The 12,808-nt window shown below is 34.4% G+C and carries 8 protein-coding genes; 1 reads left to right on the top strand and 7 read right to left on the bottom strand.

Features of this window, described 5'->3' with window-relative positions; translation table 11 throughout:
- Nucleotides 1–165: 165 nt before the first annotated feature.
- Both DZ60_RS0102320 and DZ60_RS0102315 read right to left on the bottom strand, forming a co-directional pair.
- Complete coding sequence (locus DZ60_RS0102320) at nt 166–747, bottom strand: DUF3885 domain-containing protein (protein ID WP_025740142.1); 582 nt, start codon at nt 745–747, stop codon at nt 166–168.
- Nucleotides 748–798: 51 nt separating this feature from the next.
- On the bottom strand, nt 799–1,935 hold the full coding sequence (locus DZ60_RS0102315; protein WP_025740140.1) for a tyrosine-type recombinase/integrase: 1,137 nt from the start codon (nt 1,933–1,935) through the stop codon (nt 799–801).
- 81 nt (nt 1,936–2,016) lie between these two features.
- Between DZ60_RS0102315 and DZ60_RS0102310 the strand changes: the two genes are divergently transcribed.
- Nucleotides 2,017–2,385 (top strand): hypothetical protein, encoded by a 369-nt coding sequence (locus tag DZ60_RS0102310; RefSeq protein WP_025740138.1) that lies wholly within the window; start codon nt 2,017–2,019, stop codon nt 2,383–2,385.
- 26 nt (nt 2,386–2,411) lie between these two features.
- Here the strand turns inward: DZ60_RS0102310 and DZ60_RS25650 are convergent, their stop codons facing one another.
- The 5 genes from DZ60_RS25650 to DZ60_RS0102285 form a co-directional block, all read right to left on the bottom strand.
- The gene (locus DZ60_RS25650; protein ID WP_081740357.1) at nt 2,412–2,540 is read right to left on the bottom strand and encodes a transposase domain-containing protein; all 129 of its coding nucleotides are present in this window, start codon (nt 2,538–2,540) and stop codon (nt 2,412–2,414) included.
- A gap of 18 nt (nt 2,541–2,558) precedes the next feature.
- Nucleotides 2,559–2,639 carry an IS66 family transposase gene (locus DZ60_RS25645; protein ID WP_081740359.1) on the bottom strand — a complete coding sequence of 27 codons (81 nt, stop codon included), beginning with the start codon at nt 2,637–2,639 and terminating at the stop codon, nt 2,559–2,561.
- Nucleotides 2,640–2,967: 328 nt separating this feature from the next.
- The gene (locus DZ60_RS23945; protein WP_051477533.1) at nt 2,968–5,772 is read right to left on the bottom strand and encodes a carbohydrate-binding protein; all 2,805 of its coding nucleotides are present in this window, start codon (nt 5,770–5,772) and stop codon (nt 2,968–2,970) included.
- A gap of 399 nt (nt 5,773–6,171) precedes the next feature.
- Nucleotides 6,172–8,802, bottom strand: coding sequence for a beta-1,3-glucanase family protein (locus tag DZ60_RS23940; RefSeq protein WP_081740356.1), 2,631 nt, complete (start codon nt 8,800–8,802; stop codon nt 6,172–6,174).
- Nucleotides 8,803–9,186: 384 nt separating this feature from the next.
- A complete protein-coding gene (locus DZ60_RS0102285; protein ID WP_025740135.1) occupies nt 9,187–12,708 on the bottom strand; it encodes a glycosyl hydrolase in 3,522 nt (1,173 codons plus the stop codon).
- Nucleotides 12,709–12,808: the final 100 nt, after the last annotated feature.

Below are 12,808 nucleotides of genomic sequence, written 5' to 3'. Positions count from 1 at the left end.
TGTGTCGTAGCAGGGCAAAATGTTACCTTTATTTTCGATATTTCTGCGCATTGATTGCTAACTTTTCCTTTCTGCAAGCATTGCGCCTTACCAGAAATACAACAACCATTCGATTGATCACTTTGCTGCTATGGCACATATATAGTGTTGTAGCATGTTTTGTTTTTACATTCCGTCTTCTCTGTCAGAAAGCCAATCCTTGTATTTAGCTTTAAGTCTATCTCTTTCTTTGGTCGATTCAACAATCACATCAACTCCGCCATCATATGGTGCAATAACACATTTCTTTGAATGACTAAAAAACATGGCTCTTATTTCATCGTCAGCTATTGCTTTAAGAATTTTGTTTCTATTACCATTTTTCCAATTTCCGATCTTTACGAATATGTCAAGGAGCATCCCATTTTCATATTCTTCGGGTCGTTCTTTTTGTAAGTCAATTGTCAAGACTTTTTGGAATTCTCCGAAATTAGTCAGCTCTTTATAATTTTCATTAGCTATATCATCCTTATAAAGTCCGAAAGAGATTGCAACTTCCGATTCTTCTCCGATTAGATCGTCAATTAATTGGTTTTGTCGGTCAAATATGATTTTGTAATCGTCATCAGTATCTGCATACCTTTTTGAATGAGGTAGACTATGAATTCTAAACCACCTATCCGCATATGTCCATTTCAATTCGTGGTTGATTGGAAATGATTCTGGATATTCCTTATTCCAATAATTTATGAATTCGTTTTCAGTCATTTTTTAATATGCTACAACAATTGAATATGTGTACCGGTACACATATTTCCATTATATTTTTTCCAAATCTAGCGGATTTCTAATTGATTTAAAATTATTTAAGGCAACTTGTGTGTAAATTTCGGTTGTTTTTGTACTATTATGCCCTAATAAGGTTTGAATATATCTAATATCTGTTCCGTCTTCTAAAAGGTGAGTTGCAAAAGAATGCCTTAACATTTGTGGGGTTATTTTTCGTAAGATACCAGACTTGGTACTAGCTCTTCTAACAATTTTTGCCACACTTTCTGCCGAATATCTACCACCTAAGGCTCCTTCAAATAGATACTCTTTAGGTTTCCATTGTTTATAATAGATTCTTAAGTCTTTAAGTATAGTTTGAGATAGCAACGAATATCGATCTTTATTATTCTTTGCATTTTTGATAAAAATCAACATTCGTTTACTGTCAATATCAGTTAACTGTAGGTTTAATAGTTCACTTCGACGTAAACCCGCAGAATACAATAAACCTATAATGCAACGATGTTTTATATTATTAGTATGTTTCAGCATAGTGATAATTTCTTCTTTTGATACTACTTTAGGGAGTTGTTGCTGTTTTCTGGGTCTTTCAATACTATAAAATCGGTTAGGCATCCCCATCACCACTTCATAATAGAATTTAATACTATTGATGGCTTGATTGAGATAGCTATTGGATTTGTTTTTACTAATGAGATGCTGCAAATAGCTTCGGATTTCTTCCTCTGACAAGGCCACAATATCCTTATCACAATAGTGATTAATGAATTTTTCAAATTGTATTATATAGGTTTTACAGGTATTTAAGGCATATCGTTTGAGTTCTAATTTTATCAAATATGCTTCTGGCACATATTTATAAGAAGTTGTTTTAGGTCTGCTACGATACCAGTTAATATCCACAGGTTGATTGTTACGTATTGGTTTTTCTTTAAAAAAAGAATTTCCGTTTATCCACGCTACTCCTCTAAATTTTTCAAATACTTTGGCGAGATTTTCTTTAGTGTTGATAATATATACCATCGAAAACTCCTTACTCCATTTAGGGTTCGGAAGTTCTTTAATTAATGCCTGGATCACCTTGTCAGGGTAAAATTGTATTCCGATCATCTTTTGATTACTGATCAATAAATGTTTTAGTGTGATATGTTTATTGAGTTTCATGATACAAATATGTGTTATTTACAAATGATAGTAGTATTTTAGTCGAATAACATTCGAATAGTATTCGATTAATTAGAGGTGATGAATATATGTCCACAATGTAAAGCTGAAATTATAGGTAGATCTGACAAGAAATATTGCTCTATCCATTGTAAGTCTGCTCATCAGTATCAAAAACGTAAATCAGAAGAAGCTTTATATTATACTATCGATAAAAAATTGAAAACCAATCGAAAACTTCTAAAAGCCTATAATAAATCAGGAATGTCTACCATACGCAAAGAAAAGCTGATTTCAGAAGGGTTTGATCCTACTTATTTTACTCATTATTGGAAAAATAAAAAAGGACAGGTATATCTCTTCTGTTATGAATATGGATTTCTGGATTTAAAAGAAAACCAAAAAGAAAAATATCTCTTAGTAACCTGGCAAGACTACATGAACAGTTAATTACTACCGTTGATTTCAGATATCTTCTAATGATCTAGTAATAATTCATATAATCGATTTGTCTTAAATTCTTGTATATTCTCTACTACATCTTTAAGCCAACTGTAGGGATCTATATTGTCAATTTTACAACTGGCAAACAAAGAAGATAGCATTGTGGCTTTTTGACCAGCTCAATGAGATCCTGAAAACAAATAATCCTTTCTGCCTAATGCCAAAGCTCTGATAGCATTTTCTACCAAGTTGTTATCAATTTCATAATACCGTAATTGGTTACCATGTTTATGCTCTTATTCTTTTAGACGCAAAGAACTTTTTCTCTGGGTTTTCACAATAGAATACATCTCTTGCTTTCTTTTAGTTACTTCTTTTTACATACTATAAAACTACAACCTAAAATGATGTTGTCAAGATACAGTTTGCCGAAGGGTTATATTCTTAGTGCAGTTTTAGGTTAAAAAACCTTTTTTTATATTGCCTATAAACAGAGTACATCCATTACAAATAGTGTAATGGATGTACATTTTCAACATTTAGTATTAAACCACTTCAAATAAATGTTAGTTTCAGAGTACCCTTATATTATTTTATAAATCGGATGATTTTTGAGGAGGCATCTATTGTATTTAATTTTATAAAATACGCTCCTTTCGGAAAATTATTTAGATCCACTGAAACTGTCTCACTAGTAATGTTTATGTTATTAAGTAATGTTTTACCTGTAATATCTACAATATCAAGATTAGAATATTTTTGATAGTTTGAGATACTAATGGTTAAAACATCTTTTACAGGTACTGGATATGCTTTGATAACATCTGTATTATCTACAAAAGGTGCCAATGATTTTGTATCGGTGGTATTTTTGATTTCAAACCAATTAAGATTCCAGTTTTCATTTGTAGAATAAATTCGTATTGTTCTTGTTCCTTGCGATAACTCGATAGTTTCACTACTTATGGTTGTCCAATTTTGCCAATCTCCTGTATTATTGACATCAGCTGATGTGAGCGTATTGCTATCAACTTGAAATAGAAAGTTTCCATTTTCGCGAATAGTAGCTACTCTAAAATCAATTGTATAGGACCCTGTTATTGGTATATCTACACTATATTCCATCCAGTCTCCTGCATCAATCCAACCAACATTTAAACCACCTCCTGTATCGGTAGTGTTTTCTGTTTGTATACCGCTCATTGAGCTATAATCCTCGGCTTCGATATGAATAGTTTCGGTGGTGTTAGAAACTTCTGTTATGGTAAATGAAACCCATGTTCCTGTATAGGTATTAGGTACCATTTTTACCTCTCCAGAATTTTGTACCTGAAGCCTTTTATAGCTAGAAGGACCATTTGGTAATGTTAAAAAATAGGTGTTATCAGAAGCTCCTTCTGAGATAGTATAGTATGTCCATCCACCAGAAGATGTTGTCGGTTGCATATCAGCATTAGAAGTGTTATCACTTCGAAGTCTGGGTTTTGTTCCTCCGGCAGCTCTATCAATATGCCAATATCCGTTTCCTTTGTCTACGAATTTCCATTCTACATCTTCACCAGTAACATTTGTGTTTGTGGTGTAAGCATCTTCACTTTCTCCTGTGGCTGCTAATCTAAGACCGTGTATTGGACTATCAATATAATAGGTCTTATTTGGGTCTGGTATAAATGTGATATTAGTATCTTGATTCACAGTAATGATAGTGGTGTCGGTATAATTTCCATCCTCTGTAGTAGCAGTAATTGTAACCGTACCTTCACTATTAGCCGTAATGATACCACTATTGTTTACTGAGGCAATAGCTGAATTACTAGAGGTCCAACTTACGTTTTGATTACTTGCATTTGTCGGACTTATACTTGCATTAATTTGTAATGTATCTCCTATATCAAGAGAACTGTTTTCTGGAGAAAGCGATATGCCCGTAACTGGTATTGTAGCGCTTGCGCCATTCTCATCTACACCAATATCCATTCTACCATTTTGTATTCTAGCTTCTCCATCGATATCTACAACATCATTAGTCACGCTTAAGCTTGGGTCTCCTGCATCAATTGCTGGAGAAGAAGAAGAGATGTGAAAATCGTATGATGAGGCATTCTCAAATAAAGGATCAGCCATCACAGAATTAGTGTTGTTGGTAATGTCATAAAATAAATTACTAGTATCTCCGCTATCTCTCCAATATAAATTATAAGCTAGTGTATTATTTGTAGAAGTTGTTCCTCCCATTTGAACCATGGCTGTTCTCCCTTCTGTAGGATACATGATATTATTTTTTATACTACTGCCATCATTATTTTGTAAGGCAATTTGTCCATTATCAAAGGTTCCTGTACCACATTTATAAAATGTATTTCCGTACACTTCTGTATTTTGTACCACACTGGTAGTATTAGATCCAAGAAATAACCCTGATAAACTACAGTTATACGCTATGTTGTTACGAACGATATTTCCTGTATTAGTGTTTCCTGCCACCTCGCAACCTACAGAAAATCCTACCTTGTAATTATATACTGTATTGTTTTCTATAGTGATATAACTACCTCCGTCAGTATAGATACCTCCGGCAGCATCAAGATCTTCTGGTCCTGCATAATTACTGACCGTGTTATTTCTTATGATTCCATTACGAGAATAATTTACCTCTGTAGGTGCACCTGTCCAAGTAAAGTGTCCAGCAGCATCAATACCGATGTTGGTATTGCTATCAAGAGTATTATTTTCGATAAGGAAATCTTCTACATTCCCTACGATGGTTATACTTTCACTATAACCAGTAATACAATCATGCACATAATTGTTACTTATGGTTATGTTGTTTAGAGAAGTACTTGTAGACCCTAAAAATATAATGGCATGAGCACTATCACTAGGAGTAGGGAAGGTTGTTTTATCGCTGGTCCAACCAATGTTATCAAATTCGCAGTTTGTAATTTGTATATCTGTACCCGAACCTTGAACATTGATACCATCTGCATAATTCATAATATTATCGCTAAAAGTTATTCCGTTGATTCTAATATAACTCTTACTACTAATCAGGATTTGTGCACCTTGTGTTGAGTTTGTAGGAGTAATCCCAGAAATAGTAACCTCTTCATTTAAATAATTAGTCAATGTTATAGGACTGCCTTCTGATCCAGAATTTGCCCACCATATTTTTTCGGCATAGGATCCCGACCTTACATAAATTATATCACCTGCAGTGGCAACATTAATAGCTGTTTGAATCGTTAAGTAAGGAGAGGTAATAGTTCCTGTATTGGTATCACTTCCACTTTTGGAAACGTATAAATCAGTAGCGTTGACAGTAAGAGAAAATAGCCATAATAGAAAAAAGTTTTTGAGGATTAGTGGTTTGAAGAATGAGTCGGATGTTTTCATGATTTTTAGGTTTTTATTAATGAAAACTATGAACCTTATTACTTGAATTAATTGGGTGATATATGTTAAATAGGTAAGGTTTTAAGTTTAAAGTAAATATAATAAAAACATTAAAAAATAACAATATGAAAGATAAGTTTTCTTTTAAATAGTTGTTTTTTTCAGTGAATGCTTCTTTTTAATTGTTTTTTGCCGTTTAGAGATCATTTTAGTTTTAACATTAATGAAGTTATTCGAACCTCATTTTTGGATAGTTGTATTCGTATACTGTAGTATCTATGATTAAGTAAGCATAAAAAAGCACTCACTGATCAGTCTTGTTGATCTGCGAGTGCTTAGGTAGTTAGTTATTAATTAATTTTTTGTCTTACTTATCTTATAGAAATAAAAACAACTTATTTATTTAAAAAATTGTATTATTTCTGCAGGGCCACGATGTTTATAAACTCGAGCAATATAAAGTCCACTAGATAGACGTTCAACATTTAATGTTATCGTTTCACTTGTGATATTAGAATTTGTTTGAATTACTTTTCCTGTCATATCAATAATTTCTAATCTCGAATAGTCTTGATGATTTGGGATTAGTAAATTCAATACGTTTCTTGTTGGTATAGGGTAGGCCTCAATACGTGTTAGTTCTTTTGTAATTGCGAGGTCTGTTGTTCTTGAAGTTACGCCATCTACAATTTCTAACCAATTAATATTCCAACTTTGGCCTGTTGAATATAGTTGGATTGTATGAGTACCCGCAGATAACTCAACCGTTTGTGATAATGTTGTCCATTCTTGCCATCCTCCTGTAGAAGAGATATCTACAGTTGTTTGTAAGTTATCATCAATAATTAATTGAAAAGTTGCACTACCAGGAACACTAGCTACACGAAAGTTTATAGTGTACGTACTTGCTTTTGGGATGTCAACAATATATTCCATCCAATCGCCAGCATCTATAAAGCCTACATTTAGTCCTCCGTTTACATCGGTGGTTTCTTCAGTTTGCACACCACTCATATCATTATAATCTTCTGCTTCTATATGAATTGAAATAGCAGAAGAAGCTTCGGTTATTATAAATGATTCCCAAGTCCTTGCACTAGTCGTAGAAACCATTTTTACTTCCCCCGAATTATTCACCTGTAATCTATTATATTCTGAGGGTCCATCGAGAAGGGTTAGAAAATATGTTCCTTCAGTAAATCCTTCTGCGATATCATAGTAAGTCCATCTTCCTGAAGAAGAAGTTCTTTGCATATCTGCATTTGCAGTGTTGTTTGATCGTAATCTAGGTTTTGTGCCTCCCGCAGCTCTATCAATATGCCAATATCCGTTTCCTTTGTCTACAAATTTCCATTCTACATCTTCTCCTGTTGTTGAAGTAGAGGTAGTGTACGGAGTTTCGCTTTCTCCTGTTGATGCTATCCTGAGATTGTGTATAGGACTGTCAATATAATACGTTTTATTAGGATCAGGAGTGAAAGTTTCAGAGATTTCTGTTACCGAAATTTCGAATTCCTGTGTACTTTGAGTACCACAAGAGTTTGTATAGGTACTGATGTAGGTACCAGCTTGATTTACTTGTATGTCTGTAATACTAATTTCTCTAGTTGCTGCTGAAAAATTATCGGGTCCTGTCCATACCCAAGAGCCTTCGTTTGTTGGGTGAGGACCGAATTGTATAGTCTCTCCTGGCTCAAGAGTTGCTGTACTTATTGCTTGCCAACCTTCATTATTAATATTTATGTATGGAGTAATATCGGTAGCGTTACAAGTAGAGGTTCCTTCGAAACCTCCGATAGTAACTTTTACATTCGTGGGTACAGTAGACTGTATTGTTGATGAAAAATCAAAAACATCATCATATGCAAAAGCATAAGTCTCACCTTCGAAACTAATATCTTTTGAATGCCAAAATTTCACATATTCATTAAAAGGAGTGTGCGTGAAAAATTCATTTTCATCTGACCATTCGATAGTTTCTCCTGAAGGAGCATCGATATCAATAGCTCCTCTATTAAAAGCAGCACTAAAATGTTTTTGTATATTTTGGTCTGCATGAATATCGGGAGTAGAAGCAACATCTTCGGCCAAAACTCCTTTGGCTTCTAATATTTCTTGAGTATTAGGTCGTGCACTTATCATTCCCTGTATACCGTTGTCTTGATTAGTGAATATAAACTGGTTATTGGTAACACGTCCTTTCCAAAGCCCCGCCTCTCCGATACTAAGCGTGAGATCTTCGTCTGTATATCGATCCCAAACGGCATCTACATAACTACTAAAATAGTCACTTTGTGAACCACCTTCTTGAAATTCGGAAGTTTTGGAAGGGGCTTCAATTATACCTAACTCTTCATTATAACAACCATGAAAAGCTTCTGGGGTACGATTGAACCACTCTTCTAAAATATCTTCATGTGATAAAAGTTCTCCAACTTTTTTATAAAAACCATCACTTCCCCATACCTCAAGACCCATAGGATACTGGTATGCATCAACTCTTGTGGTATTGGTCCATAACCCATTATCACCATAGGTTAATTCTATTAATTCATAACGAATGTTTTGATTAGGATCAGCATTGTTTGATATAGCGGGAGCAGAGTATCCACCATTACCACCAAAGAAATAAAGGTATAATTGCTCTTCGAAAGCAATAAAAATACGAACAGCATAAATATGTGGAATATGTAATGTTTTATTCGGAATATCACTAAGACGACTAAAACAATCCGCATATTTACCGTCTAGTCCGGGACCTCCATTTCCATTGTATATAGGACCTTGTACAGTATTGTCTGACAACTGCATAGGTTTTATAGTGCTAGTAGTACAATCCATCCAGACATCTTCGCCATCATTAATTTTACCAACCATTGCAATAAAGATTTCATCATCTGAGTATTCTGATGAGTTTACAAGTTGGTATGGTAAAGGAAGTGCTTGTGCGTGAATCGAAAATTGAATTAATGTTAAAAAAAATGTCAATAACATTATATGTCGTGATGATCGTGAATTGGTTATTTTCATAGTGGTTAGTGCTGTTGATTTTCTTATGTTTATGGATAAGGTTTACATGTTGGTATGTTTCAAAAATACTATAAGTAAGGAGAAGGTTTGGATTACTTTTTCTATTGTAGGATTTTAAAATAGAATCCGTATTACTTGGGTTAGAATTCGATATATTTTATGTGCCTATATATTTAACTACGCATGAAAAAGTGCTTCTTAAATTAAAATCATTTCAAAATAAGATTACATTTTGGTGAATAGTAGTTTGTATATAATTTTCTGTATGAAATAAATAATAAACTTATAAAAATGAAAAAAAGATACAGATGATGGTGAGATCATCTGTGTCTTTTTTTGAAGGTAATCAGATTTGTTTTTTTAACTCCTTTTTAAATTTAATTATTATTTTACAAAACGAATAACTTGTGGGGATTCGTGTAGTTTATAGATTTTTACCAGAAATAGCCCATTAGGAAGTCGATCAATATTTATAGTATTAATTTCTTTAGTGATGTTAGTATCCTGAAAAAGAACACTCCCTTTTAGATCAATGATTTCTAATTTTTGATAATTTTCTGGCGTAGGTATTGAAATATTTAACACATCTTTGGCCGGAATTGGATATGCTTTAATCGATGGAGTGTCTACAATGCCTGTATTGAGAGATCTTGCAGAAACACCACTCTCTATTTGTAACCAATTAAGATTCCAGTTTTGATTTGTCGAATTTATTCTTATTGTTTGAGTTCCTGCCGACAATGCTACAGTTTCTGAAATTGTAATCCAGTTTTGCCATCCTCCTGTTGCATCTACATTGGTTGTTACAAGAGTGTTTCCATCTATCTGAAATTGAAAAGTTGCATCTCCGGGAATACTAGCGACTCTAAAGTTTATAGTATATGTTCCTTCTACAGGGATATCAACCACATATTCCATCCAATCTCCAGCATCAATCCAGCCAACATTCAAACCACCACCAGTATCAGTAGTGTTTTCTGTTTGTACACCACTCATGGCAGTATAATCTTCTGCCTCTATATGAATCGAAACGTCTTCTGTTACCGATGCTTCTGTAATGGTAAAAGATTCCCATGTTCCGGCACTCGCCGTAGACACCATTTTTACCTCACCGCTATTATTTACTTGCAATCTATTATAACTAGAGGGACCATTAGGGAGTGTTAAGAAGTATGTGTTATCAAAAACCCCTGGTGCAAAATCATAGAAAGTCCATCCTCCTGCAGAACTTGTTTGTTGCATATCTGCATTGGCGGTTCTATTAGATCGTAATCTTGGTTTGGTTCCTCCTGCAGCACGATCGATATGCCAATATCCGTTTCCTTTGTCAACAAATTTCCATTCTACATCTTCTCCTGTTATAGTTGTACTTGTTGTATATGGATATTCACTTTCTCCTGTTGCAGCTAACCTAAGGTTATGGATAGGAGAATCAATATAATAGGTTTTGTTAGGATCTGGTACGAATTCACTCGGAGGATTAATAATATCATCACCAGTAGTAGTTATCAAGCTATTGGCTGGTACCTCAAAAGAAGTTACGATCGTGTTATTTTGGTAAACAGTACAGGTTTGTGTTGCGTCAGATGGATTATAAACCACATAAGTCATAACTCCGTTTTTTTCAAAAGCACTACTTAGCGGAAGACTTAATCTATAGTCAGATTGTCGAATTCCTATATTTTGAGATGCGTGAGCGTAGTAATAAGTAAGTGCATTTTCACCAGGATTATGAGCTACAGAGTATTCGTCTGTTCCGTTTGAACTATTCCAATATCCGTCAAAAATGGAAACAACACTTTCTGGATCAAAGAAAAGTTTAAATCCTAATGATACATTCATCCAGTCGGCACTGATTGATCCACCTAAATCTGTACTCATGTTATTGATAATTGGGTCTACAATGGCGTTTGCTTCTGATTGAGTTAAAAAATCATTCCAAAAACCATAAGCAGGTGATATTGGTAACCACTGTATGCCATGTATATATGTTTCTTGAGCGCCAAAAAAGGTACCATAAACATAGCGATTCATTTCTAAAATTCCGGTTACAGGTTTTTCGTAACCAATCTCATCAAAAGTACCACTTTCATTATACCAATAATCAGCAATAGCTCTACCTTCTGTGAGGTATCCGAAAGCAGCAGCATCTCTCATTGAGGTGTCACCAGTCATTTCGGCTACCATAAACATTCCTGCCCAAGATTGCATTGCTTCTGATGAAGATTCTTGATTATTACCGATTGAATTACCTAAACCGCTAGCAAATGAGTGTCCCATCCAGGGGCTGAATGTTCTCAGATAAGGATAATTAGTATCTGTCCTATCCCAATTGGCATAAGTTTTAATAATTTGAGTTAACATAGACCAATATCCATCCATTGCTCCAGGTTCGGCAATTTCTAGTAAAGCTCCTGCATGAGCCAAATATCCGTAGTGAAAATGATTGTCTGTAAAATAGGCAGAATAATACTCTTCGTTAAAACCTATTAACCCTTTCCATGAAGGATAATAACTATAATAAAACTCGGTTTCACCTGGAGTATACGTAAGCCAGTTATATACTTTTTCTTTTGCGGTATTTAGTAGTGCAGTATAATTAGAATTCCCTGCTTCTTTTGCCATTAGGGCATACTTGAGGACACGTACTAAATTTTTTCCACCCCAATAAGTTCCTCCATTAATACCATATAATGCAACGTCATTAGCAAAATTATCGATCATTTCATTCATTTTCTCGGGATCATAAGGAATAGCTTCTGACTCTATTGTCTGCGGAACATTAAAATGTGGTAACAGGTCTGCATTAAATTCATAATTAAAAGTAAAGCTAGATCCTGTAGCCATTTTTATTGTTCCTCTAGGAGTACCTATATATTCGAGGTCAGACAAGAAGGGAAAAGTGTTGGCATTTCCTCTATAATGGTGTGGTATGAACCCCTGCAAAGCATCTGTTTCATTTCCTGAAATAACCTCGGTGGTAATATTATAGGTGGCTGTGACAGCTCCTTGAGATGGATCATAGCTGTAATCTAGACTAGTGTCAGTCGGTTTTACAAAAGCATGTTGGTGTAATGTGTCTAAATCATCTAAGCTATTTATTGCAGAAAAAACGATCCATTTATCTGCATAATTAGAAATACTAAAACCTTGTGTTGTTTGCTCAAGTGTTACTGTTTCTGAGAAATGTATCCCGTATAAATTGCCGTCATACGCTATAGATAACCTATCTACCGTAGCAGGGAAACTAAGCACTGCACCGTTGGCATCATAATACGTTCTAACACCTGCATGAAGTGCATTGATAATAGGATCAAATCCAACGGTTTTGACCCAAGTATATGGCATGCCTTGGACTAATGTAAAATCTATACTGTTAGTGCTATTGTCACCAACTTGAGTTCGTAAATCTACATGCCAGTCAGACCAATTCATGGCAATTGTTTTGGTTGGTGTAAATGAAGACCCTGTGATACTAATAAGATAATCTACACTCATCGAACGACTTCCTAATATATCAGTAGTCCAGTCTTTTGCAGTACGATGGCCTATTTCTACACCACTTGTTGTAGCTCTTGTTAATAGGGGGTATGCCCATAAATTACCACCGTGTCTATTACCATCACCATCTTCTTGAGTTAAAATACTCGTCCACCAATCATTTGTTGGGATAGGATCGTTTATTTTTGATGGTGTAACATCTATATTAGCGCTATTTGTAGCAAAGTCTAAAAAAGTACCATAGGATGCGTTTCCGCCTACATACTCATGATCAGGAGGGTAGGAGGCATAGGAGCCAGAACCAACGGAAATAACAGATTGTCCTGAAACAGTTGCAATACTAACGAGATTTATTAGTAAAAAAGCACGAATGATTATTCTGTTTATAGTGTTTTTTTTAAGCATTATAATGTGTTTTTATAGTGTTTGTATGTGAAAAAGTGTTTTTAATTTTTTTGATAAGATCAAAAAAACCTAAAGCATTTTAATGTGTGTTTTTAAAAAT

This window comes from Aquimarina pacifica (genome assembly GCF_000520955.1).
GTDB classification, from domain to species: Bacteria; Bacteroidota; Bacteroidia; order Flavobacteriales; family Flavobacteriaceae; genus Aquimarina; species Aquimarina pacifica.
The sequence above is the reverse complement of the archived record's forward strand: the minus strand, read 5'-3'. Positions and strand labels throughout refer to the sequence as shown.